This is a genomic window from Actinoplanes sp. NPDC004185 (assembly GCF_053603475.1).
The window spans coordinates 49,145-72,748 of record NZ_JBSGFR010000028.1 but is presented as its reverse complement, the minus strand read 5'-3'; the positions used below and the strand labels follow the sequence as shown (position 1 = coordinate 72,748).

Below are 23,604 nucleotides of genomic sequence, written 5' to 3'. Positions count from 1 at the left end.
GCCCGTCCTTAGTCACTTCGGCGTGGTGCCGGTTGCCGATGAGGGCGACCTGGTCGCATTCCGGGTGCGACCCCACGCAATTTCCCGGAACAGACAGAGGCCGGGGCCGGCAGACGTACCTCCGGCCCCGGCCTAAGCCGGCGATCCTTCTCTCAGTCCCCGCCTGAGCTGGTGCTTCTGCTCAACCCCCGCCTAAGCCGGACCATGCATCCGTCTTATCGTTTGAGGTTGACGAGTTCCTGGAGGATCTCGTCGGAGGTGGTGATGATCCGGCTGTTGGCCTGGAAGCCGCGCTGGGCGATGACCAGGTTGGTGAACTCCTGGGCCAGGTCGACGTTCGACATCTCCAGCGCGCCGCTGGTGATCAGGCCGAGGCCCGCCGAGCCGGCCGAGCCGACCTGGGCCAGGCCCGAGTTGACCGTGCTGCGGAACATCGAGTCACCGATCTTCTCCAGACCGTTGACGTTGTTGAAGTTGGCCAGCGCCAGCTGACCCAGCGTCTGCTTCAGGCCGTTGGAGAAGACACCGACGATCTGGCCGGTGTTCGACACCGTGTAGGAGCTCAGGATGCCGGCGGCGGAACCGTCCGAGGCGCTCACCCGGGCCTCGGTGTTGCCGCTGTACTGGGTGATGTCGGTGATGTCGACGGAGAGACCGTCCAGCACGATGCTGGTCATCGGGTTGACGCCGTCGTTCGGCTTGCCGTTGACGAACGGGATGGCGACCGTGCTGCCGCCGGGCGTCGTCGCGGTCCACTCGTCCTGGCCTGTCCGGGTCATCGTCACGTTCAGGCTGCTCGAGGCGCCGTTCGCGTCGATCACCGGGATGGGGATCACCTTGGAGCTTCCCGGCGTGACACCCGTGGCGTCGATCGGTGCCTCGTACGACAGGTTGCCGGTCAGGGTGAACTTCGTGGTCGCCGCGGGGGCCAGGCTGATGCCGATCGGCAGCTTGATGTTGCCGGGCGCGCCCGCCACGTTGACCCCGCCCTGCGCGTCGGCGCTCCAGCCCTGCACGATCTGGCCGTTGGGCGTGGTCAGCGAGCCGTTGGCGTCGAAGGTGAACGAGCCGGCCCGGGTGTAGACCGTCTCGCCGCCGCTCTTGGTGATGAAGAAGCCGTCACCCTGGATCATCATGTCGCCGGACTTGCCGGTGGTCTGCGCGGCGCCCTGGCTGAAGTTGGCGTTGACGCTGGCCGTCCGCACACCCAGGCCGACCTGGGCTGGGTTGGTGCCACCGGCGCCGTTCTGCGGGGCGCCGGCCGCGTTGACCATCTGCGACAGCGTGTCCTGGAAGACGGTCTGGCTCGACTTGTAACCCGTGGTGTTGACGTTGGCGATGTTGTTGCCGGTGACGTCCATCATCTGCTGGTGTGCGCGCAGGCCGCTGATGCCGGAGAAGAGAGAACGCAGCATAGGTCAGGTGTCCTTCGGGGTAGCGGGATCGGTGGTTGTCGCTGGTCCGGTTGCGGTTTGCTGGACTTCCGTGACCTTGGACAGCTGCACATCCGTGTTCCCGACCACGAGCGTCGGTTCGCTGTCTCCGTTGAGCTTCGTCTTGGTGACGACGCCCGTCTGCGTCATGCCGTTCGCGTCCTGATACGTGACCGTGCGGCCGACCAGCGCGCTCGCGCCGATCAACTGCTGGGCCTGCATCATGTCGGCGATCTGGCCGAGCTTCTCGACCTGGGTGAACTGCGCCGTCTGGGCCAGGAACTGGGTCGAGTCGGCCGGGTTGCTGGGGTCCTGGTACTTCAGCTGTGCCACCAGCAGCTTCAGGAACGTGTCCTGGTCGGCCACCGACTTGCTGGCACCGGCGTCCGTGCTGGTCTTGTTCGTGTACATCGACGTCGCTTTCGCGTTCTTGGCGTCGAATTCCCTGCTGACGTTTCCGCCGATCGGTGACGTCATGAACAAGTCCTCCAGAGTTCGAGTCGGTGGCCCTCGCCCTCAGTTTCGGCGGGTTCGCCGATTCACTTAGCCCCTGTTCCGGCTCAGGCCCGGATGTCGAGCCGGCTGTTGCCGGTGGTGCGCGGGGGACTCGGCTCGGCCGGTACGGGAGCCGGTTCCGCGGTGTCGCCGCCGTTCCCGCCGCGGGTCCCGTTGTTGCTGCCCATGAACGCGAACTGCTGGCGCGCCTGGTCCTGGCCGGTGCCCTGGCGCAGATCCAGCGAGGTGTTGCCGAAGCCGGACTGCTGGAGTTCCCGGCGCAGGTCGTCCAGGGCGTTGCGCAGCGACTCGTGTCCCGCGTCGGTCGAACTGGACAGCTGCACGTTGATCTCCCCGTTGCGGATCTCGGCGACGACCTGCACCGGGCCCAGATCGGCGGGGTGCAGGTTGACGGTGAGCCGGTGGACGCCGTCCGCGTCCAGCCGCAGCGGGATGATCCGGGCGGCGAGCTGGGTGGCCTGCGGGCTGGGCGCGGCCGGGGCCGGCGGCGCGGCGTCCGCCACGGGGGCGGTGGGTGCGGCGGGTGCGGTCGCGGCCACTCCGGCATTTCCCGGTACGGCGAAAGGCTGTTCGGTACCCGGGGCGGTGGTGGTGGGTGGCTGCGGGGAATTCGTACCGGTGCCCGGTTGTTGTCCGTCCGCGCTCTGCCCGGCGGTGTCGCCGCCGGCGGTCTGTTCGCCGAGCGGAGGTGCTTCGGCCGGGGCGGTGTCGGTCTGGGCGGTGTCGGTAGTGGCGGCGTCGGCGGTTGGTGGAGCAGTCTCCGTGACCGGCGCAGTCGTGGTGTCCGGAGTGATGGCTGTGGTGGGAGGGGTGGCTGCGGCCGGTGCCGGATCGGCGCCCTCGGCCACGACCTGGGTCGTACCGGGTTCCACGGGGGCCGCAGGAGTGCCATTGGCGGACGGCTGCGCTTGCGGGGCCGGAGTTCCGGTGGTGTTGCTCAGGCTGGGCGCGGCCGCGGAGGCGCCGGTCTGCGTGGTGGCCGGGCTTTCGTCCTGAGTCCCCGCAGTCGCCTGCGCGCCGCCGGCGAGGGTCTCGTCGCTACCCGGCGTCGCCGGAGCGACCGGTGCCTGGCCGGTGGCCGCGGTGCCTGGCGTGCCGGTGCCCGGCGTGGCGGTGCTGGACGTGCCGGTGCTCGGCGTGGCGGTGCTGGACGTGCCGGTGCCCGGCGTGGCGGTGCCGGGTGCGGCGCTGCCCGGCGTGGCGGTGCCCGGGGTGGTGGTGCCGGGTGCGGCGCTGCCCGGCGTGGTGGTGCCAGGTGTGGTGGTGCCAGGTGTGGTGGTGCCGGGTCTGGTGGTGCCAGGTGTGGTGGTGCCAGGTGTGGTGGTGCCGGGTGTGGTGGTGCCGGGTCTGGTGGTGCTTGCCGCGGTGGTGCTTGCCGCCGTGGCGCTGGTGGTGGTGGGGCCGGGCGTGGTGGCGGTGGGGCTGGTGACGGCCGTCGTTGTTGCCTGCGCCGCTGTGACGGCCGGCGTGCTCGGCGTGGCCGGTGTCGCCGTCGGCTCGGTGGTGACCGGCCCGGTCAGCACCGGGCCGATCGCGGGCAGCGCGGCCTGGGCCAGCACGGCCGGCGGCGTCGGCGGAACAGGCTCACTGGTGTCGGCCTCCACCGCCTCGGCCTCTACCGCTTCCGTCTCCACCGCCTCGGTCGCAGCCGGCGCCGTCCCGGCCGGCTCGGCCGCCACCGGCTGAGTTTCCCCGGTCTTCGTGGCGACGGCCTGCTCCGGACGCGCGGTCCGCTGCCCGGCTGTGCCCTCGACCTGCTCGCCCTGGGGCCGGAGCTCGCCTGTTTGAGGCGGTGTGGGCTGAGTCTCCCGCTGCTCGGCGGCGGGCCTTTGGACTTCGGCGCGTGGCGCGGCCGGCCGGGCCTGGGACAGCCGCTGCGGCACGGCCCGCTGCTCGGTGGCGCGGCTGGGCACAGCCCGGTGCTGGGCGGCGCGGTTCTGCAGCCGGGCGTCGGCCGAGCGGGACTCGGCCTGGGCCAGCGCCGCCCGGTTCGCGGCCCCGGAACGGTGCAACGCGGCCTGGTCCTGCGCCCGCTGCTGAGCCGTCCGGCCCTGCGCCGCCTGGTTCTGCGCCGCCTGGTGCTGCCGCTGCCGGTCCGCCCGGTTCTCGGCCTGGTCCGCCGGGGCCCGGTCCAGCTCGGCCGAGAGCGCCGAACCGAAGGCGTCCGCGCCCTCGCCTGCTCGGGGGCCCGTACGGCGCCCGGCGTCGGTCGTCGGTCTGCGGTCCGGCCCGGTGACGGAGCTCGTCATACGGCGGTTCTCCCTTGCGAGTACGGCGCTCAGCCGAGCGCGGCCAGCGCCTTCTGGACCTTGGGCACGTACGCCTGGGTCTCCGCGAACGGCGGGATGCCCCCGTACTTGTGCACGTTGCCGCCGCCGGCGTTGTACGCGGCCAGCGCCAGCGGCAGGGACTTGAACTCCTTGAGATGGCTGGAGAGCAGCTTCGCGGCACCGTTGATGGCCTGCTGCGGGTCGAACGAGTTGTCGACGCCGAGACCGCGTGCGGTGGCCGGCATGAGCTGCATCAGGCCCTGCGCGCCGGCCTTGCTGACGGCCTTCGGGTTGTAGCCGGACTCGACCTTGGCCACGGCGGCCAGCAGTTTCGGTGAGACGTCGTACTTCGCGCCCGCCTTGAGGAACATGTCCGCGTACGGGACACCGGCCAGCGAGGTGGAGTTCTGCAGGCTGGCCGGGCGAACGGCCGCCGCGGCCCCGGTGCCGGTGGCGGCCCGGGCGGCGAGATCGGTGCCGACGACCCGGCGGATGTGCGTGGGCGTCTCGTAGACCGACTGGATCTTGACGTGGTCGCCGGCCTTGGGCGCCGCGATCATCTTGTTGTCGCCCAGGTAGATGGCGACGTGGTCGACGGGGGAGTCGAAGGCCAGGATGTCGCCGGGCTTCGCGTCGCGCATGCTGTCGACCTTGGTGCCGGCCCGCGCCTGCTCCCCCGAGGTGCGGGGCAGGTCGATGCCGAGATCCTGGTACGCCTTCTGCACCAGGGCCGAGCAGTCCAGCCCCTTGGCGGCGTTCGTGCTGCCGAAGACGTACGGCGTGCCGAGGTACTTCTTCGCGGCGTCGACCACGGCCTGCCCGGTGACACCGGTGGTGCCCGTGGTGCCGGTGGCTTTGCTGAGCGCCTTGGCGAAGGCGGCGTCCGGTGCGGCCGGTGGGGTGATCCCGAGCTGGGACTTGAGCTCGGAGATGCGGGACATGACTCCCTGGACACCAATCATGCGCGGCTCCCGTCGTCGGCGTTGCCCTCGTCGGTGAGTTCGGCGGGTTCGCCGTCGCGCTTAGCGGCAAGCGAAAGTGGGGCCCGGGCGGCATCGATCGCCTGCCGGGCGTTCGCCAGGTCGACGGCGGGCCGCCGGGCAGCCACCGAGTTCGCTGTCTCCCGGGCGGCGTCCTCCCGGTCGGCGGCGGTGCCGTTGCCGTGGCGCAGGGTGCTGGCCCGTTCCTCGCTGGTCGCGTCGATGCCCCGGGCCGCGTTGCGGGCCTTGGCCGTCACGGCCATCTCGTCGATGGCGAGCTGCTCGGTCCGCAGGTCGTGGGCCTTGACCGCCGCGGCGTGCCGTTCGGCCATCGACTCCACCGCCCGGCGCCGCTTGGCCGCGTCGGCCAGTTCGGCCTGCTTCTCCCGGGCCAGGTCCTCGGCGTCGGCGACCATCCGGTGCGCGCCGGACAGAGTGGCGGCCATCGACTGGCGGGCCACCATCGAGGCGACCATGGCCCGCGCCGTGCCCTCGGTCGGTGCGTCCGCGCCGGCCAGGTCGAGCTGACGGCGCTTGACCAGCGCCTGGGCGTCGCGGATCTCCTGGCGGGACTGGCTGACAGCGCCCTTGGCGGCGTCCTCCTGAGCCTTGCGGGCCCGCAAAACGGGTCCGAGCCGGAACAGACGATTCACGAGACCTCCCGATGCGTCGAGGCGACTCCCTCACCATTCCGGTCGGCCCGGGCCCGGACCGGCTGAGCGCCTGCACCCGAGCTGCACCCGTCAGGAGGCGGCGATGAGCTGCCGCAGCGCGTGCCACGACTCGGCCGCGCTGACCTTCTCGTCCAGGCCCTGGCGCAGGAAAGCGGTGATCTGCGGCCAGATCGCGGTGGCCCGGTCGGCGTCCGGGTTCGTGCCCGGCACGTACGCGCCGATCTCGACCAGTTCCCGGACGTCGCGGTGGGCGGCCATCAGGCGACGCAGCTCCGCCGCGTCGCTCTTCTGCTCCGGGGTGGTGATCCGGTTGGCCACCCGGGAGATCGAGTCGAGCGCCTGGATGCTCGGGAAGTGGCCGGCGGTGGCCAGCTTGCGGTCGAGCACGATGTGCCCGTCCAGGATCGAGCGGGCCGCGTCGGCGATCGGCTCGTTGTGGTCGTCGCCCTCGACCAGCACCGTGTAGAGGCCGGTGATGCTGCCCCGGGCGCCGGGACCGGCCCGTTCCAGCAGGGAGGCGAGCATCGCGAAGACCGACGGCGGGTAACCGCGGGTGGCCGGCGGCTCGCCGACGGACAGGCCGACCTCGCGCTGGGCCATCGCCGCGCGGGTCACGCTGTCCATCATCATCAGCACGTCGCCGCCCTCGTCGCGGAAGTACTCGGCGATCCGGGTGGCGACCGAGCCGGCCCGCAGCCGGACCAGCGGCGGGGTGTCCGAGGTGGCGATCACCACCACCGAGCGGGCCAGCCCCTCGGGTCCGAGGTCGTGCTCGATGAACTCGCGGACCTCCCGGCCGCGCTCGCCGACCAGCGCCACGACGTTCAGCTCGGCCGTGGTACCCCGGGTGATCATCGACATCAGCGTGCTCTTGCCCACGCCCGACCCGGCGAAGATGCCGATGCGCTGGCCGCGGCCGCAGGGCACGAGCGTGTCGAGGACCCGTACGCCCAGCGGCATCGGCGCGTCGACCAGCTGGCGTTCCATCGCCGAGGGCGGGGCGGCCTCGATGCCGACCATCTCGCCCTTCAGCGGCGGGCCGCCGTCCATCGGGCGGCCCAGGCCGTCCAGGATGCGGCCGCGCAGATCCGGGCCGACCGCGACGCGCAGCGGACCACCGGTGGAGACCACCGGGCTGCCGGTGCTCATGCCCGCGATCGGGCCCAGCGGCAGGCAGGAGAGGCGTTCACCGTCGATCGCGGCCACCTCGGCCAGCACGGCCTCGTCGCCCTCGCCGATCTGCAGCAGTTCGCCGACCCGGGCCTCCAGCCCGCTGACGGTCACCCGCAGGCCGACCGCGCCGGTGACCTTGCCGCGGCTCAGCGGCTGGGCGGCGGTCAGAGCGGCGTTGATGCGATTGCGGAAGACGTCGGTCACCGGTAGGGGCCTCTCACAGTCTCAGCGCGGCCCGCGCTCTCGCCACGGCGGCGGCGATGGAGGCGTCGACGGTCGTGGTGCCGGTCTCGGCCACCGCGTCGCCGGGGTGCAACGCCGGTTCGGGCCGCAGATGCACCGGCCGGCCCTCGTAGTTGTAGTCGGCGTCGGTTGCCGTACCGACGAGATTGCGGAAATCGTCGGGATGCAGGCTCACCACGATGTCGCCCTGCTCGGGCGCGGCGTTCATGGCCCGCCGCAGCGCGGCCGCGGCCCGGCCCTCCGGATCGTCCATGGCCCGGCCGACGATGGCCTCGGCCAGCTCGAACGCGTGGGCCAGCACCGCCTCCTGCAACTCGTGCAGAGTGGGCATCAGTTGGGTCTCCAGGTTGGTGACGGCCCGGCCCAGTGCGTTGACCGCACTTGCCAGCGCCGCCGCGCGGCGCTGGTCGTGCGCCAGCTCCACGGCCCGGGCGCGCTCGGCGGCCGCCTCGGCGGCGAGCGCCGCGGCCCGCTGGCCCTGCGCCCACCCTTCGGCATAACCGGTGGTCCGGGCCTGTTGCTTGGCCCGCTCGACCGGCGCGCTGTCCTCGGGTACGCCGCGCCGCAGATCCACGCCGAAACGGGCTGCGGTGGCCGCCTCGGCGACGCTGCCCCGCAGCACCGGCCCGTCGTCAGTCGATGAGCTCATCGGCCTCGCCACCACGCTGGATCTCGATCTGGCCGGAGTCCTCCAGCGCGCGGATGACCGCGACGATCTTGGTCTGCGCCTCCTCGACCATCTTGACCTTGACCGGGCCCATCAGGTCGATCTCCTCCAGCAGGTTCTCCCGGCCCCGCTCGGACAGGTTCTTGGTGACCTTGTCGCGGACCTCCTCCGCCACGCCCTTGAGCGCGGTGGCCAGGTCGGAGGGCTCGACCTGGCGCAGCACCAGCTGGATCGAACGGTCGTCGAGGTTGACGATGTCCTCGAACATGAACATCCGCCGCCGGATCTCCTCGGCGATCTCCGGGTTGCGCGCCTCCAGGGCCTCCAGGATGAGGCGCTCGGTGGTGCGGTCGGCCCGGTTGATGATGTCGACCAGCGGGTCCAGGCCGCCGACCGTGGAGAGCTCGTCCGGCTGCAGCACGGTGGAGAGCTTGCGCTGCAGGGCCAGTTCCACCTGCCGGATCACGTCCGGCGAGGTGCGGTCCATGACGGCGATCCGGTGCGCGACGTCCGACTGCACCTCGGGCGCCAGCCCGGACAGGATCGAGCTGGCCAGCGCCGACGGGATGTGGGCCAGCACCAGCGCGATCGTCTGCGGGTGCTCGTACTGCACGTAGGAGAGCAGCTGCCGGGGGTCGGCGTGGCTGAGGAAGTTGAACGGCATGTCGGTCATCGAGGCCTGCAGCCGGTCCAGGATCAGCGCGGCGCGCTCGGTGCCCAGCGACGCCTCGAGCAGCTCGCGGGCATAGGCCATGCCCCCGGCGCCGGCGTGCTTGGTGGTGGCCAGGGCGTAGAACTCGTCGATGACGTCGCCGACGACCTGCGGCTCCAGCTTGCCCAGCCGGGCGATTTCCGCGGAGATCTCCTCGACCTCGTTCTCCTTCATGTTGGCGAGCACCCGGGTCGAGTACTCCTTGCCCATCCGGACCATCAGGATGGCGGCTTTGCGCAGGCCCGTCATCGACGTCGTGCTCAGTCCGGGTGCGGTCAACGCGGTTCCTCCTTGAACCAGGGGGTGGACGTTCAGGCGGGCCTAGCGGGTGGCGGCGAGCCAGCCGCGCAACAGGGCGGCCATCTCCTCGGGCTGGTCCTCGACCATCTGCTCGATCTCGCGCTGGCGTTCCTCGAGGGCTTCCAGGTCGGCGTTCGCCGCCTCGATGGCGGGCGAGGGGATCGCCGCGTTGAGCTGCGCCAGCCGCTGCTGCTCAAGGGCGGACTGCATGTCCTCGAGGTGCTTGAGCTCGGCCGGGGTCAGCGCCTTGCGCTTCTTGGCGCGCCGGCTGGCCCGCCAGGCCAGGAAGATCAGCAGCAGCACGACCAGGGCCATCGCCGCGGTCTTGATGAGCGAGGTCTGCTTGACCGACTGCTCGGCGGCGGCCGACGCGGCGAGCGCGTCCTTGGCCGCGGTGGCGGCACTGGTGTCGAACGGCATGGCGCTGACCGCGATGGTGTCGCCCCGGGTGGGGTCGATCCCGGCGGCCGCGCTGACCAGCGCCTGCATGTCGGCCGAGTTGACGTTGCCGGCTGTCGTGCTGTCCAGCAGCACGGCCACGTTCAGCCGCTTGATGCCGCCCGGCGCGCTGTTCACGGTCTTGGTGGTCTCGTCGACGGCGTTGTTGCGCACGGTGTTGCTGTTCTCGTACTGCCCGGCGCCGTTGCTGCTGGTCGCGCCGTTGGGCACCTGGATGTTGTCCGGGCCGAGCACGCCGCCCGTACCGGTGCCGTTGCCGTTGTACGCCTCCCGGCTGATGCTCTCCGACAGCGCAGCCACCGACGGGTTCGAGGTGTACGTCTTGGACGTCGTCTGGGTCTTGTCGTAGTCCAGCTCAGCGGTGGTGGTGACAACCGCGTGGCCGGGGCCGACGACGCTGTCGAGCATGTTCTGCAGCGAGGCGTTCAGCCGGTTCTGGAACGAGACGGTCTGCGAGTCCGCGCCGCTGTCGCCGCCGGTGGCCACGGCAGCGCCGCCGCCGGTGGACAGGATCCGGCCGTCGGCGCCGGCCACGGTGACCTGCTCCGGGTCGAGACCCTCGACGCTCGACGCGACCAGGTGCACGATCGCCTGCACCTGCTGGTTGGAGAGCGGCTCGTTGGCGGAGGACTGCACGAGCACCGAGGCCGTGGTCTTCTTCTGGTCGTCGGAGAAGACGTCCTTCTGCGGCATCACCAGGTGCACGGTGGCGGCCTCGACGCCGTCGATCGCCTTGATGGTGCTGGACAGCTCACCCTCGAGCGCCCGCTGGTAGTTCGTGTGCTGCATGAAGTCGCTGGTGGTGATCCCCTGCTGGTCCAGCAGCGCGTAGCCGGTGTCCGACTCGCCGGGCAGGCCCTCGCCGGACAACTGCAGCCGCAGGTCGTACACCTGGTCCTTGGGCACCAGGATGGTGCTGCCGCCGTTGCTCAGCTCGTACGACGTGCCGGTCTTCTGCAGCGACTCGACGATCGCGCTGGCGTCCTTGCTCGACAGGTTGCTGAACAGGGCGGAGTACGACGGCTTGGAAGCCCAGGTGGCGAAGAAGTAGCCGCCGATGAGCAGAGCGAGCACAGCGGCGACGGTGACGGCCTTCTGTCCGGGGGTGAAGGACTTGAAGGTGTCACCGGCCTTGCGGACGGGCGCGGGGAGTCGGTCGCTCATGTCAGGCCTGCATCCTCATGATCTCCTGGAAGGCCTCCACAGCCTTGTTGCGGATCGCCATGGTCAGCTGCAGTCCCAGCGCGGCCTCGGTGGAGGCCATCGTGTACTGGGCGGGGTCCTGCAGCGTGCCGTTGGCGACCTGCACGGCCAGGTCCGAGGCCTTGGACTGGGAGGCCTGGACGCTCTCGAGGCCCTTGGAGAGCATGCCCGCGAAGTCGGTGTTCGGACCGGTGACGGCCTTGGTCGTGCTCGCGCCGGCCACACCGTCGACGCCGGAGATCGCCCCGACGCCGCTGAGGCCGCTGACCGCGCCGAGCGCGCTGATCGGAGAGGTCATGGTCAGCCCTTCCCGAGCTGGATCGCCGCGTTGTAGGACTCCCGGGCCCGGTCCACGACCGAGAGGTTCGCCTGGTACGCGCGCTGCGCCATCATGAGCTGGGCCATCTGGCTGCCGAGGTCGATGTCCGGCCGGCGCACGTAGCCCTCGGTGTCGGCCATCGGGTTGTCCGGCTCGTAGGCCAGCACGCCCTCCGCGCTGCCGTACGCGATGCCACCCACCTGAGCGCCGTTGCCGTCCTGGGCCTCCTGGGCGACGACGTAGCGCGCCTGGAAGGCCTTGTCGGACGTCTTGCTGACGTTGTCCATGTTGGCGATGTTGTCGGAGACGGCGTCCAGCCACTTGCGGTAGACGGTGACGCCGGATGCGGCGGTACCGATCGCGTTGAAGGTGCTCATCCGGCTCAGGCCCCCTTGATCGCGTCGCGGATCAGTCCGTACTTGCCGTCGAGGGCGCGCAGCGTGAGCTGGTAGCGCATCGTCGTGTCGATGTGCGAGAGCGTCTCCTCATCGAGGTTGACGTTGTTGCCGTTCAGCCGCGTCGGCTCCAGCGAGTTCTGCACGCTCGGCGAGACCGTCGAGGGCGACCGGCCGTGAGCGACGGCGCTGCTGAGCGCCTCCTCGAACTTGACCTTACGAGCCTGGTAGCCGGGGGTCTCGATATTGGAGATGTTGTTGGCGATGGCGTTCTGGCGGGCGGACAGGCCGGCCACTGCGACGCGGAGCGAGGACGATGCGACGTCGTCGAACACGGCAGTTCCCTTCTGCGGAGGAGGTGCCTGTCCCTGGCGATAGGTCGGAGCAATCCGTTGCTCGTACTCTCCGATTCGGCCCGTCGGCCGATCCGCTGAGTCCGAAACGGTTGCTGGTGGGTTGCACACAACAACCCGAGACCCCTGCCGGGGTCCCGGGTTGTGGCAGTGCTGATGCCGGTGGGTCAGATGGCGCAGTCGATGTAGGTGGGAATGCCTTTGCCGGCGGTGCCGACCTCCACCCGGGCGGCGAAGGCCGTCTGCCGGCGGTTGGCGGTGATCGCCAGGGCCGCGGCGCGGGCGGCCTCCAGCTGGCGGGTCAGGATGAAGTCGGCCCGGGGCCGGAGGTCCAGCGGCAGCGGGCCGAGACCCGGCGGCGGCGTCCACGGTGTCGCGGCCGGCAGCTCCTGGCTGCGGTGCTCCTCCGAGATCATGCGCTCCACGGCCTCGACGTCGGCCTCGAGCTCGTCGAGGGCGGCGATCCAGGCCTGGCGCCAGTCGTCCGCCATCGGGATCACCCCTCGGCCGCCGCCGCGGCCATGGCGGCCTCGCGCCAGGTGTCGCGCAGCGGCTCCATCAGTCCGCGGATGGCGCTCACCTTGGTCAGGTCCCCCCGCACGTTTGCGTTGACCAGCTCAGTCTCGACGAAGGTGTAGAGCGCGGCCAGCCCGGCGGCGCCGTCCCAGGCGTCGAGGTTCAGCGAGACGTGCAGCTCGGTGACGATGTCCTGGGCGTGCAGCAGATGGGTGTTGGCCGCCGACCGGTTGCCGCCGGCCAGCGCCTCCTCGCCGCGGACCAGGTCCATCACGAGACGGTCGAAGAGCATCAGCAGCAGCTTGGCCGGCGAGGCCGTGGCAGCGACGTCGGCGAGGTAACGCTCACGCATGGCCGGTGAGAGGTTGGTCATGGAGTGCGCTCCGTTCAGCCGAGACCGGCGAGCTGACCCGCCAGCCAGGAGGATTGTTGCTTCATCTTGCCCAGGGCGACCTCGAGGCCGGAGAACTGCTTCTGCAGCGCGGTCCTGCGCAGTTCCAGCCGGACGTCCCATTCGCTGACCTGGTCGTTGAGGCTGGAGATGGTCTTGGTATTGCGCTCCATCAGGGCCTGCATGGTGCCCTGCGGGGTCTTGTTGGGATTGTCCGGGTCCTTGACGCCCTCGCTGGCGATCAGCGCCAGCGCCTCCAGCTTGCGGCCCAGCCCGTTCGCCTGGTCGAAGCCCGGCTCGAAGACCCCCTCCTTGCCGTTACCCTTGGGGCTGGTGACATCGGTGTAAGAGTCGAAAAACTTCTCGGCGCGGGCGGGATCGGCTTTGTAGGTCTTCAGGAAGGAGTCCTTCGCGAAGTCGAGCGTGCCGTCCCGCTTGATCGAAATGCCGACTTCCTTGAAGCTGGCCGTCGTGTCGTTCGCGCCGAGTCCGGCCGCGCCGCCCGAGACGGCGCTCAGGATGTCCTGGCGGAGCTTGCGGATCGCGGCGTCGCCGACGAGCGGGCCGGCGCCGACGTCGCCAGTTTTGATCTTGCTCTGCGAGGCGAGCTCGTTCAGCACCACGTTGACGTTGTCGACCAGGGCCTGCACCTTGGTGGCGATGCCCTCGACGTCGGCGCTGATGTCGACGGTGACCGGTGCGTCGCCCAGGGCCTGCGCCTTCGCGGCGGTGACAGTGACGCCCGGCAGGATCTCGGCGAAGGTGTTGCTCGCGGAGTTGATGGCGTAGGCGCCGCCGCCCTCGCCGACCGTCAGCACGGCGTCGCGGCCGTCGAGCGTGACCGTGGAGGTGCCGAGGTCGAGCCCCTCGGGGAGGCCGACGCTGTCGATCTTCGCCGCCGCTGCCGCGCCGCTCTCCTTCGCGGTGAGCTGCAGGGTGTACCGGCCCGGCGCGATCTGGACGGCCGAGGCTTTGTACGGTGCTTCCGCCTCGCCGTTGATGGCGGTCACGACCGCCTGCAGCGACCGGTCCGCCGGCGTGAGCGGCTTCTTCGTGCCGTCCTTGAGGTAGATGTCGAAGGAGTCGTTGCTCATCACCGGCGCCGTGTCGGCGTCGGTGATCGAGGTGACGGACGCGTCCTTGAACGTCTGGAGGCGGGTCGCGGCGAGCTGGTCGACGTGGAAGCTCAGCGAGCCGGCGGACGCCCCGGGCTGCGCCGAGATCGCCGCGGCGCTCGAGCTGGACGTGGCCTTCATGCCACCCCAGGTGTCGCTCTTGCCGAGCGCGTTGGCCGCGGCGGCGAGGCTGGACAGCCTGCTGTTCACGCTCTGGTAGGCGGTCACGACCTTGTTGACCGTGGAGACCTTGCTCTTCAGCGCCGTCTGCGGGGCCGCCTCGACCTGCATGAGCTGGTTGATGGTGTCCGTAGTGCTCATGCCAGTGATCAGGCCGTCGATACTGGCCATCGCGCTGATCCCTCCGTCGGTGGGCTGGAACGGGACGGGCGGCCGGCGATGTCGCCGACCGCCCGTCTATTCGGTTGTCAGAGCCGTTGACTGAGCTGTTCCCGTGGTGATTCGCCGCGGGGTGCGACGCCTCACCGGCCGGCTCAGCGCAGGAGGGACAGCACGCCCTGCTGCGACTGGTTGGCCTGGGACAGCATCGCGGTGCCGGCCTGGGTGAGGATCTGCGAACGGGTGTAGGACATCATTTCCTGCGCCATGTCCGTGTCGCGGATCCGGCTCTCCGACGCCGAGAGGTTCTCCACGGCGACGTTGGCGTTGGCGATGGTGTGCTCGAAGCGGTTCTGGTACGCACCGAGCTTCGCCCGAGCGGTCGACACCTGCTCGATCTTGGAGTCGATCAGGTTGACGGCCGCCTGGGCGTCCGCCGCCGTCTTGAACTGCATGCCCGGCGTGGCCGCGACGCCGTCGTCCGCGACACCGGCGGTGGGCAGCGTGAACGTCACGTCCGCGTTGTCACCGGTCTTCGACGTGACGATCAGCTTGTTGTCCTTGTCCACCGACGCCGAGAACTTCTCCGCGAACCCGGAGTTGTTGTTGAGCGTGTCGGCGACGTCCTGAACGGTCTTGTGGTCACCGGCGGCACCCAGGCTGACGGTCACGTCCGGGTCGGCGCTGCCCGTGACGTTGAAGGACATGTCGCCCTCGACCAGCGTCGGGGTGACGACGTCGAACGACTTCGAGTTGCCGCCGAGCTTGGCCGCGATGTCCGTGACGTCGATCGAGCTGAGGTCGACCGCGATCTGGCTGTTGGCGTCACCGTCGGCGCCGACCTGGAACTTCAGCGGCGTCGCGTTGCCGTTCAGCAGCTTGGTGCCGTTGAAGTTGGTCGAGTCACCGATTCGCTTCAGCTCGTCGTTGAGGCTGGAGACCTCGGTGGCGATGTTGGCCCGGGCCTTGTCGTTGTTCGAGTCGTTACCGGCCTGCACGCCCAGGTCACGCATGCGCTGCAGGATCGAGTGCACCTCGTTGAGCGCACCCTCAGCGGTCTGCACCACCGAGACACCGTCCTGCGCGTTGCGGACGGCGACCTTGAGGCCACCGACCTGGCTGCGCAGACCCTCACTGATCGCCATACCCGCGGCGTCGTCGGCGGCCCGGTTGATCCGGAAGCCGGACGACAACTTCTCCAGCGACTTCGACATCTGGTTGTCGGAGACCGACAGGCTGCGGTAGGCGTTCTGGGCAGCGATGTTCTGGTTGATACGAAGACCCATTTGAATTTCCTCCTTGAGTGGGGTCTGACCGGCCCGTCCGTGAGCCGTTGTGCTTACGCCATCAGTGATCGGTCGGCCCCCGTCCGTTCTGAGGGGTATCTGAAGTTTGTTCAGAACTTCTTCCGGGGGCCGGATCCGGCCGGGACCCGATTCGCAACCCGAAGGCGCTCAAGTCCTCAGAGACGCCCCGCGGGTGCCGACTTGTCCGGTGAAGCGGGAGGGACTCCTGCCGTGGAGAGGAGGAGCCGGTGAGTCTGACTGACCTGTCCAGCGTCCTGTGGCGTGCGCGGGAGCTGTTGGAACTCCTGTTGTTCAAGCTCGAGGAGGAGCAGTTGCTGCTCGCCTCGAACCGGTCCCGCTGGCTCGCGCACGCCACCCGCGAGGTGGAGGTGGTGCTGGATCAGATCCGCCAGACCGAGGTCGTGCGGGCCGCCTACGCGCAGGGTGTCGCGGTGGAGCTCGGGCTCAACGCCGAGGCGTCCCTCGGGCAGCTCGCGGACGCGGCGCCGGCTCCCTGGTCGGACCTGCTGCACCAGCACCGCAAGGCGTTCCTGACACTGACCTCGGAGATCGGCGCCATCGCGGAGTCCAACCGTGAGCTGCTGACCGCCGGTCAGCGCGCAGCTCGCGAAACCATGCTCGCGTTCGCCGGAACCGTGGAAACGTACAGCCCGCAAGGGAAAACCGTCAGCGGCGGCGTGCGCCGCCCCAGCCTGGTGGATGAGGCGATCTGATGGGCAGCAGTTTCGGCGGCATCAACACCGCACTGACCTCCCTGTACGCGCAGCGTCGCGGCCTGGACGTCACCGGTCAGAACATCGCCAACGCCAACACCGAGGGCTACACCCGCCAGCGGGTCGAGATGCAGTCCCAGGTCGGCTCCCTGTCGGCGGCGATGTACGCCAAGACCGACGGCCTCGGCACCGGCGTCGCGGTCTCGGACGTGCAGCGCCTGCGCGACGAGTACCTGGAGAACCGGGGCCGGTCCGAGCACGGTGCGAACTCGTACCTGGCCGCGCAGAGCGCGTCGTACACCTCGATCGAGGATGCGTTCGCCGAGCCGAGCGACACCGCCTTGGCCGCCCAGTTGCGGGACATGTGGGGCGGCTGGAACGACGTGGCCAACAATCCGCAGCTGGCGGCGCCCCGCTCGGCGCTGATCCAGCAGAGCGCGACGGTCGCCGACCAGCTGAACGCCGCCCAGGACTCCCTGGCCCGGCAGTGGGGCCAGGACCGCGCGCAGATGTCCGCCTACGTGGACGAGGTCAACGGTACGGCCCGCTCGATCGCTCAGCTCAACGACAGCATCGTGAAAGCGAACGCCTCGGGCCTGACCGTGAACGAGCTGGAGGACCGGCGGGACCTGCTGGCCATGAAGCTCGCCGAGCTCACCGGCGCATCCGCCGCGAAGCGGGACAACGGCAGCATGGACGTCTTCATCAACGGCGCCAACCTGGTCACCGGCTCCAACGTCCGCGAGGTGGACTTCGTCGGGGCGAAGCGGCTGGCCGATCAGGGGTCCGTCCCGGTGAACCTGGTCTGGAAGGACGACGTCACCTCGACGATCAAGGCCGGCGGCCGGATGGGCGCGGCCATCGACACGATGACCACCCTCATCCCGGACCTGTCCCGGGACCTCACCTCGGTCGCCGACAATCTGATCAACTCGGTGAACGCCAAGCACCGCGACGGCTTCAGCGTCGACGGCAGCACCGGCCTCGACTTCTTCGGCCGGAATCCGGACGGGTCGGTCACGGTCCTCATCAAGGATCCGGACAAGGTGGCGGTGGCGGCGAGCAGCGGCACGCTGGGCAACTCCGTGGCGGACGCCATCGCCGACATCGGCGACTCGGCCGACGGCCCGGACCGGGAGTACCAGTCGATGATCGGCCGGCTCGGGGTCTCCTCCCAGGGCTCGGCCCGGCGCGCCGAGATCCAGTCGGTCGTGACCGAGCAGATCGACGCGGCCCGCGAGAGCGAGGCCGGGGTCAATCTCGACGAGGAGATGACCAACCTGCTCACGTATCAGCGCGGGTACGAGGCGGCGTCGCGAGTGCTGACGACGATCGACTCCATGCTCGACCAGCTCATCAACCGCACCGGCCTGGTCGGTAGGTAAGGGGACTCATGACCGGCGGCAGAATCACCGAGAGCAGCATTCACACCCGGGTGCTGGCCAACCTCCAGCGCAACATCGCCAAGGGCGCGAAGATCCAGGACCAGCTGTCCAGCGGCAAGCAACTGAACCGGCCGTCGGACTCGCCGGCCGGCACGGTGTCCGCCCTCCAGCTGCGCGGCGAAACCCGCACCAGTCAGCAGTACACCCGGAACGCCGACGACGGTCTCGGCTGGCTGGGCACTGTGGAGGAGACGTTGGGCAGCGCGTCGACCCTGGTCAACCGCGCCCGCGACCTCGCCGTGCAGGGGCTGAACACGAACACCAACGGCGCGCAGGCCAATGAGGCACTGGCCAGTGAGATCGATCAGATCCGCGAGTCGCTGATCTCCCGGGCCAACACCCGTTACCTGGACCGGCCGGTCTTCGGCGGCAACACGGTCGAGCCGATGGCCTACCAGTCGGACGGCACCTTCGCCGGCAATCCGTACGATCCGGCGGACCCGGTCACCACCAGTGTGTCCCGCACGGTCGGTTCGAACGTCAAAGTCCGGGTCGACATGACCGGCCCGGAGGCATTCGGCGACAACGCCGATGTCAGTGCCGACACCACCGGATTGTTCCGGGTTCTGGAGAACCTTTCGGCGCATCTGCGCGCGGGCGACAACGCCGCCCTGCAGCACGATCTCACCAGCCTCGACAAGGCCGGCAACAAACTGAAATCGGCCATTTCCGAGATCGGCTCACGATACAATCGGATTACGCAGATGAAGGAATCGGCCCAGGACCGCTTGTTGTCCGTGACCTCGCAGCTGTCGGACATCGAGGACATCGATCTGCCGAAAACCATCATGGATATGCAGCTTCAGCAGACCTCGTACCAGGCTGCCCTGGCCGCCACGGCCAAGGTTATTCAACCCTCGCTCATCGATTTCCTGAGGTGACCATGACTACTCGCACCGCGTCCCGACCGATTGGGGCATCCGTGACCGACACCGAGCTGAACATGCCGATCATCGACATGGCCGTGCCGATGCCCGGCTTTCCGGCCCACCGGCAATTCGTCCTGGTCCGGCTGAACGACAACGGCCTGCTCTACGCTTTCACGTCCGTCGATGACCCGAATCTGCGATTCCTCGTCGCCCCGCCGGAGCCGTTCTTCCCGGACTACGCGCCGGAGATCGAGAACGACGTCTTCGCCGCGCTGAACACCAAGGACCCGGACCGGCTCCTGGTCATGGTCGTCATCACCGCGGGCGTCCAGGAGACCACGGCCAACCTGCTGGCCCCGATCATCGTGGACCGGGACAGCCGCCGGGCCATGCAGGTCGTCCTGGCCGGCAGTGACATGCCGGTGCGCGCCGTCATGCGCCAGGCGTACTGACGGACTCGCTCAGGTGTCCTGTCCACGGATGGAGAAGGGACTGCCGCGATGCTCGTGCTGACCAGGAGGGCCGGCGAGAGCGTGATGATCGGCGACGACGTCGTCGTGACCGTGCTCGAGACGCGCGGTGACGTCGTCCGGATCGGTATCAACGCCCCGCGCAGCGTCCAGGTGCACCGCGAAGAGGTGTACCAGGAACTGCAGACGGTCAACCGGGAAGCGGCGTCGCCCGATGAGGCGGCCGTCCGCGCGGTGACCGAGATGTTGCGTCCGGCCGGCGTCGAGCCGCCGGGCGACTGACCCTCCAGTGTGGTACCAACCTGGGCCGGCTCCCTGTGGGAGTCCGGCCCGTTGGCTTGCCCGGCAACGGTTCCCGGGTCGGGCCGGCGCCGCCGCCCAGGTGGACGGCGGCGCCGGGATCAACGGATGGCCAGCCCGCGGGCTTTGAAGAAGGTGATCGGGTCGACGGCGTTCTCCCGGGTCGCCGGTGCGCCGGCATGCACCTCGAAGTGCAGGTGCGGGCCGGAGGACGAGCCGGACGTGCCCACGTAGCCGAGGATCGCGCCGCGGGGGACGCTCTGGCCGACGGTGACCGCCGGGCGCCGCACCATGTGGCAGTACCGGGTCACCAGGCCGCCCTCGTGCTGGACCTCGACGTACCAGCCGCAGCCGCGCAGGGCGGAACTGCCGTCCACGTCGCAGCTTCCCTGGGAGACGTTGCAGACCACGCGGATGACGGTGCCGGCGGTGGCCGCGCGGATCGGCGTGTTGCGGGTGGCGGCGAGGTCGACGCCGTCGTGGGCCGGGCGGCTGGTGGTACGGAAGCCGCTGATCAGCCCGGCGGCGACAGGAAGCATCCAGGTGCCCGACACGGGCGGCAGCGGTACGGCCACCGGTGCGGCCGCGCTGCACTTCGGGATGGTGAAGGCGCGCCGCTGGACGTACGCGTCGGAGATGTAGCTGTTGTCGGCCAGACGGTCCCAGTAGCCGGTGTTCGTGACAGTCCCGCTGATGAACTGACCGGCGATCCGGCAGACGATCGAGACGGTGGCGCCGTTGCGGATGGTGCCGATCCGAGGGCTGCCCGCGGACGGGGCGCTGCGCGCGTTGAGCGGCGTGCCCCCGGTGACGACCGTGCCGGTGCCGGCGATCTTGGCCGCGGTGCCCGCCGCGACGGCGGGGGCGGGGCTGAGGGCCAGTGGGCCGCCGACGGTGCCGACCGCGGCGAGCAGAGCGAGGGCGGTGCGCTGATGTCGTCGTTTCATGGGTTTCCCTTCGGCCGTACGGGGACGCGCGCTCGGTCAGGCCAGGCTGCCGAGCGCGGGATGCCGGTTCCGGTGCTCCACCAGTGCAGAACAGTTGCGGCAAATGGATAAAAACCGGCGCGGATAGGCCGATCCGCCTTGAAGATGGAATTACCGCCGCACCAAGGAGCCCGGACACTCGGGCCCCATGGTCGCCTTCGAGGGGGACGTAGATGTCGAGATTGACGGAAATGGGCATCGCCAAGCGTCTGACGCTTATCGTGCTCGTCGGTGTGCTGGCCCTGCTGGCGCTGGCCACGATCACGGTGCAGGGGCAGAACCGGGTCGTCAGCCAGTCCGACGAGGTGCGCACGCTGGAGGCCTGCCTCGGGGCGCTCAACCACCTCGACACCCGGCAGAGCGAGCTCAAGGTCGACGCGTACCGGTCGGCGCTCAAGCACGACGTCACTCAGGATGTCGCCGATGACGTGGACTCGGCCACCGAGGCGGCCGACGGGGTCGAGTCGTGCGGGCTGACCGGCGCCCTGGCCACCGAGTTCGGCGGGATCCGGCCGGACGTCAATGACTTCGGCACCTTCATCGCCGGCTTCGTCCAGCAGTCCCTGACCCCCGGGGCGGCCGCCGCCCCGAACACCGATCAGATCGCCGAGCGCAACCACGCCGTGGACGACCAGCTCGGGGCCCTGAACGAGAAGGTGACCGCCGCCGCCCACGAGGAACGCGCCGCCATGGCCGACGCGGTGAGCGACACCAAGCGGGCCGCCTGGATCGTCGGTCTCGCCGGGCTGCTGCTGCTGGTCGGGCTGTCCATTCCCCTCGCCCGGTCGATCCTGCGCCCGGTGCAGCGGCTCGGCGAGATCATCGAGGCGCTGCAGCGGGGTGATCTCACTCAGCGCAGCGGCATCACGACCCGCGACGAGGTCGGCCGGATGGCGACCGGGCTGGACGCGGCCGTCGAGTCGATCCACCGCTCGCTGACCACCATCGGCCAGGAGGCCGAGACCCTGGCCAGCTCGGCGACCGAGCTGTCGGCCGTGGCCGGGCAGATCGCCGACTCCGCCCACGACACCGATGCGCAGACCTCCTCGGCGTCGAGCGAGGCCGAGGAGATCTCCCGCAACGTGCAGACGGTGGCTGCGGGCTCCGAGGAGATGGGCCTGAGCATCCGGGAGATCTCGCGCAACACCAGCGAGGCCGCGCAGATCGCCGCCGTCGCCGTCGCCGAGGCCGCGCAGGCCACGGAGACGATCCGGCAGCTCGGTGAGTCCTCGGCCGAGATCGGCAACGTGATCAAGCTGATCACCTCGATCGCCGAGCAGACCAACCTGCTCGCCCTGAACGCCACCATCGAGGCGGCCCGGGCCGGCGACGCCGGCAAGGGCTTCGCGGTGGTGGCCAGCGAGGTCAAGGACCTGGCCCAGGAGACCGCGCGGGCCACCGAGGACATCGGTACCCGGGTGAACGCGATCCAGCAGGACACCAGCGGCGCGGTCGACGTGATCAGCCGGATCAGCGAGGTCATCGCCAAGATCAATGACTTCCAGACGACGATCGCGAGCGCCGTCGAGGAGCAGACCGCGACCACCGGCGAGATGAGCCGCAGCATCGGTGAGGTGGCGTCGGGCAGCAGCCGGATCGCCGCGAACATCTCCGACGTCTCCACCGCCAGCGCCACCGCCGTGCACGGTGTCACCCAGACCCGGCAGGCCAGCGAGGAGGTGGCCCGGACGGCCGAGCAACTGCGCACTCTGGTGGGCGCTTTCCGGCTCTGACCGGGCGCACCCGGACTGCACCTGGCGCGGCCCCGGTCCACAACACCGGGGCCGCACCGTAATCCCCAGGACGAGAAGAGCTCGTCCGGCGGGAATCGGTCTCGGGAGTCATCGTGGGTGCAGAGCGCGAATCGGTCATGGACGGCACCACCCTCGCCACGCCGGCGCCCGCCCTCGATCTGCGGGCCGACGCCCATGTGCACACGGGGTTCGCGGCGGGCCGGGACAGCGTGGGCCTGATCGTCTCCGCCGCCGACCATGCCGGGCTGGCCTCCGTCACCTTCGCCGACCAGGTCGGGCCCGAGACGACGTGGCTGCCCGCGTACGCGGACACCATCCGCCGGGCCCGCCGGCGCACCGAGCTGAACCTGCGCATCGCCGCCGAGGTCGAGGTCGTCCAGCGCGACGGCTGGCTGGCCTGGCCGGGGGATCTGGGGCACCTCGAGGCAGTGTCGGTGGCCGTGTCCCGGCTGCCGCTGGCCTCCGGCCCGGCCCTGCCGCGTGATGTGCGGGCCCAGCTCGCCACCGGTGAGCTGACCCCGGAGCAGGTCGCCGAGATCGTGGTGACGGCGACGATCAAGGGCATGGACCGGGCCTCCCGGTACGCGCCGGCGCAGCTCGCCCGGCCGCTGAGCCTGCTGAGCCAGGTGGGCGTCGACGAGTCGGCGGTGACCGGGGACATGCTGGCGGCGCTCGCCACGGCCTGCCTCGTCACCGGTACGGCCGTCGAGATCAGTGAGGCCTGGCGCGGCCCGTCCCCGCTGGTGGCGGCCACGCTGCGAGAGGCTGGTGTGGCCCTCGTGGCGGCCAGTGACGCCCGGTACGCCGGCGAGGTCGGCCAGTGGCAGTACCTGCGCCGGGTCTGATCGGAAACGGCCGCAGCTCGTAATCGCGTACGTACTCTCAGTCATGCCAGCACTTCAGCATGGGAGAGATGCCATGAGTATGGTTCAGCAGGCCGTCGAGATCGGTGCCCCACTGCACGCGGTGTACGAGCAGCTCGCGACGTTCGAGAACTATCCGCGGTTCATGACCGGCGTGCAGCGGGTGACCCGGATCGGCGACGACCAGACCCACTGGATCATGGACGTCGAGGGCCATCGCCGGGAGTTCGACGCCCAGATCACCGAGCGCTCCCTGGACGAGCGGGTCTCCTGGGCGACCACCGAGGGACCGCTGCTCGCCGAGACGATCACGCTCCGGCCGATGGGCGAGACCCGGACCCAGATCGTCGCCCAGCTCGAGGCCGACGTGGCCTTCCTGCTGCCCAGCGACCGGCACGGTCAGGAGACCCTGCGCCGGCGGCTCAAGGCCGACCTGGACACCTTCAAGGGCCTGATCGAGACCGGCAAGCTGGGTGACCTGCAGCTGCGCGGGGCGAGTTCCAAGCAGCTCGCCGGCCGGCCGGGCAACCCGGCGTCACCGGCCTCGGTCGCGGCCCGGGCCCGGGGCGGCCGGCCGCATCCGGGGGCCGGCTGGGGCACCAGCGCCGGCGAGTTCAGCAATGCCGACGCGGGCACGGACGTGGACATCACCTCGGCCCCGGGCATCCGCAGCGCCGCCGACCTGGACGACGTACTGGCCCCTGGCCGCCGGATCGGCGGCTCGCGGTCGGTGAGCGGCGGTGCCGCCCCGATGGGCGGCAAGTCGATGGGCTCCCGCGACGTCCGCGGCGACGGCGTCGTCCACGAGGAGGAACGCGGCGGCGACCACGACTGGTGAC

General features: G+C 70.1%; 25 protein-coding genes. 8 read left to right on the top strand and 17 right to left on the bottom strand.

Annotation, left to right across the window (positions count from 1 at the left end; genetic code table 11):
• Positions 1 to 215: 215 nt before the first annotated feature.
• From ACWEOZ_RS27015 to ACWEOZ_RS26940, 16 genes are all read right to left on the bottom strand, one after another.
• A complete protein-coding gene (locus ACWEOZ_RS27015; protein ID WP_451913469.1) occupies positions 216 to 1,415 on the bottom strand; it encodes a flagellar hook protein FlgE in 1,200 nt (399 codons plus the stop codon).
• A 3-nt stretch (positions 1,416 to 1,418) separates the two neighbouring features.
• Positions 1,419 to 1,910, bottom strand: a complete 492-nt coding sequence (locus ACWEOZ_RS27010) for a flagellar hook assembly protein FlgD (protein WP_451913468.1) — start codon at positions 1,908 to 1,910, stop codon at positions 1,419 to 1,421.
• 83 nt (positions 1,911 to 1,993) lie between these two features.
• Positions 1,994 to 4,198 carry a flagellar hook-length control protein FliK gene (locus ACWEOZ_RS27005; RefSeq protein WP_451913467.1) on the bottom strand — a complete coding sequence of 735 codons (2,205 nt, stop codon included), beginning with the start codon at positions 4,196 to 4,198 and terminating at the stop codon, positions 1,994 to 1,996.
• A gap of 29 nt (positions 4,199 to 4,227) precedes the next feature.
• Positions 4,228 to 5,181 (bottom strand): transglycosylase SLT domain-containing protein, encoded by a 954-nt coding sequence (locus tag ACWEOZ_RS27000; RefSeq protein WP_451913466.1) that lies wholly within the window; start codon positions 5,179 to 5,181, stop codon positions 4,228 to 4,230.
• Positions 5,178 to 5,852 carry a flagellar export protein FliJ gene (locus ACWEOZ_RS26995; RefSeq protein ID WP_451913465.1) on the bottom strand — a complete coding sequence of 225 codons (675 nt, stop codon included), beginning with the start codon at positions 5,850 to 5,852 and terminating at the stop codon, positions 5,178 to 5,180. Before ACWEOZ_RS26995 ends, ACWEOZ_RS27000 begins: the two co-directional genes overlap by 4 nt.
• Before the next feature lie 90 nt (positions 5,853 to 5,942).
• On the bottom strand, positions 5,943 to 7,250 hold the full coding sequence (locus ACWEOZ_RS26990) for a FliI/YscN family ATPase (RefSeq protein WP_451913464.1): 1,308 nt from the start codon (positions 7,248 to 7,250) through the stop codon (positions 5,943 to 5,945).
• Positions 7,251 to 7,263: 13 nt separating this feature from the next.
• On the bottom strand, positions 7,264 to 7,938 hold the full coding sequence (locus tag ACWEOZ_RS26985; RefSeq protein WP_451913463.1) for a FliH/SctL family protein: 675 nt from the start codon (positions 7,936 to 7,938) through the stop codon (positions 7,264 to 7,266).
• Positions 7,922 to 8,947: a flagellar motor switch protein FliG gene (fliG, locus tag ACWEOZ_RS26980; RefSeq protein ID WP_451913462.1), complete on the bottom strand. Its 1,026-nt coding sequence runs from the start codon at positions 8,945 to 8,947 to the stop codon at positions 7,922 to 7,924. Before fliG ends, ACWEOZ_RS26985 begins: the two co-directional genes overlap by 17 nt.
• Before the next feature lie 42 nt (positions 8,948 to 8,989).
• Positions 8,990 to 10,591, bottom strand: a complete 1,602-nt coding sequence (gene fliF, locus ACWEOZ_RS26975; protein ID WP_451913461.1) for a flagellar basal-body MS-ring/collar protein FliF — start codon at positions 10,589 to 10,591, stop codon at positions 8,990 to 8,992.
• Between the two features lies 1 nt (position 10,592).
• Positions 10,593 to 10,928 (bottom strand): flagellar hook-basal body complex protein FliE, encoded by a 336-nt coding sequence (gene fliE, locus ACWEOZ_RS26970; RefSeq protein WP_451913460.1) that lies wholly within the window; start codon positions 10,926 to 10,928, stop codon positions 10,593 to 10,595.
• 2 nt (positions 10,929 to 10,930) lie between these two features.
• On the bottom strand, positions 10,931 to 11,326 hold the full coding sequence (locus tag ACWEOZ_RS26965) for a flagellar basal body rod protein FlgC (RefSeq protein WP_451913459.1): 396 nt from the start codon (positions 11,324 to 11,326) through the stop codon (positions 10,931 to 10,933).
• A gap of 5 nt (positions 11,327 to 11,331) precedes the next feature.
• On the bottom strand, positions 11,332 to 11,679 hold the full coding sequence (gene flgB, locus ACWEOZ_RS26960) for a flagellar basal body rod protein FlgB (protein WP_451913458.1): 348 nt from the start codon (positions 11,677 to 11,679) through the stop codon (positions 11,332 to 11,334).
• 185 nt (positions 11,680 to 11,864) lie between these two features.
• The gene (locus ACWEOZ_RS26955; protein ID WP_451913457.1) at positions 11,865 to 12,188 is read right to left on the bottom strand and encodes a hypothetical protein; all 324 of its coding nucleotides are present in this window, start codon (positions 12,186 to 12,188) and stop codon (positions 11,865 to 11,867) included.
• Positions 12,189 to 12,193: 5 nt separating this feature from the next.
• The gene (gene fliS / locus ACWEOZ_RS26950) at positions 12,194 to 12,586 is read right to left on the bottom strand and encodes a flagellar export chaperone FliS (RefSeq protein WP_451913456.1); all 393 of its coding nucleotides are present in this window, start codon (positions 12,584 to 12,586) and stop codon (positions 12,194 to 12,196) included.
• 14 nt (positions 12,587 to 12,600) lie between these two features.
• The gene (gene fliD / locus ACWEOZ_RS26945) at positions 12,601 to 14,070 is read right to left on the bottom strand and encodes a flagellar filament capping protein FliD (protein ID WP_451913455.1); all 1,470 of its coding nucleotides are present in this window, start codon (positions 14,068 to 14,070) and stop codon (positions 12,601 to 12,603) included.
• Positions 14,071 to 14,213: 143 nt separating this feature from the next.
• Complete coding sequence (locus ACWEOZ_RS26940; protein WP_451913454.1) at positions 14,214 to 15,344, bottom strand: flagellin N-terminal helical domain-containing protein; 1,131 nt, start codon at positions 15,342 to 15,344, stop codon at positions 14,214 to 14,216.
• Positions 15,345 to 15,592: 248 nt separating this feature from the next.
• On the opposite strand from ACWEOZ_RS26940, the gene flgN reads away from it, so the two are divergent.
• From flgN to csrA, 5 genes are read left to right on the top strand one after another with little or no spacing between them, the layout of a single operon-like run.
• Positions 15,593 to 16,078, top strand: coding sequence for a flagellar export chaperone FlgN (gene flgN, locus ACWEOZ_RS26935; RefSeq protein WP_360545721.1), 486 nt, complete (start codon positions 15,593 to 15,595; stop codon positions 16,076 to 16,078).
• The gene (flgK, locus tag ACWEOZ_RS26930; protein WP_451913453.1) at positions 16,078 to 17,463 is read left to right on the top strand and encodes a flagellar hook-associated protein FlgK; all 1,386 of its coding nucleotides are present in this window, start codon (positions 16,078 to 16,080) and stop codon (positions 17,461 to 17,463) included. Before flgN ends, flgK begins: the two co-directional genes overlap by 1 nt.
• 8 nt (positions 17,464 to 17,471) lie before the next feature.
• Positions 17,472 to 18,404, top strand: coding sequence for a flagellin N-terminal helical domain-containing protein (locus ACWEOZ_RS26925; RefSeq protein WP_451913452.1), 933 nt, complete (start codon positions 17,472 to 17,474; stop codon positions 18,402 to 18,404).
• 41 nt (positions 18,405 to 18,445) lie between these two features.
• On the top strand, positions 18,446 to 18,844 hold the full coding sequence (gene fliW / locus ACWEOZ_RS26920) for a flagellar assembly protein FliW (RefSeq protein ID WP_451913451.1): 399 nt from the start codon (positions 18,446 to 18,448) through the stop codon (positions 18,842 to 18,844).
• Between the two features lie 48 nt (positions 18,845 to 18,892).
• Positions 18,893 to 19,144 (top strand): carbon storage regulator CsrA, encoded by a 252-nt coding sequence (gene csrA / locus ACWEOZ_RS26915; protein ID WP_451913450.1) that lies wholly within the window; start codon positions 18,893 to 18,895, stop codon positions 19,142 to 19,144.
• Between the two features lie 119 nt (positions 19,145 to 19,263).
• On the opposite strand, the gene ACWEOZ_RS26910 is transcribed toward csrA, so the two are convergent.
• On the bottom strand, positions 19,264 to 20,109 hold the full coding sequence (locus tag ACWEOZ_RS26910) for a peptidoglycan DD-metalloendopeptidase family protein (protein WP_451913449.1): 846 nt from the start codon (positions 20,107 to 20,109) through the stop codon (positions 19,264 to 19,266).
• 212 nt (positions 20,110 to 20,321) lie between these two features.
• On the opposite strand from ACWEOZ_RS26910, the gene ACWEOZ_RS26905 reads away from it, so the two are divergent.
• The 3 genes from ACWEOZ_RS26905 (at position 20,322) to ACWEOZ_RS26895 (ending at position 23,603) form a co-directional block, all read left to right on the top strand.
• Positions 20,322 to 21,881, top strand: a complete 1,560-nt coding sequence (locus tag ACWEOZ_RS26905; protein ID WP_451913448.1) for a methyl-accepting chemotaxis protein — start codon at positions 20,322 to 20,324, stop codon at positions 21,879 to 21,881.
• Between the two features lie 113 nt (positions 21,882 to 21,994).
• The gene (locus tag ACWEOZ_RS26900) at positions 21,995 to 22,747 is read left to right on the top strand and encodes a hydrolase (protein ID WP_451913447.1); all 753 of its coding nucleotides are present in this window, start codon (positions 21,995 to 21,997) and stop codon (positions 22,745 to 22,747) included.
• A gap of 73 nt (positions 22,748 to 22,820) precedes the next feature.
• The gene (locus ACWEOZ_RS26895) at positions 22,821 to 23,603 is read left to right on the top strand and encodes an SRPBCC family protein (protein WP_451913446.1); all 783 of its coding nucleotides are present in this window, start codon (positions 22,821 to 22,823) and stop codon (positions 23,601 to 23,603) included.
• The last annotated feature ends 1 nt before the right edge of the window (position 23,604 follow it).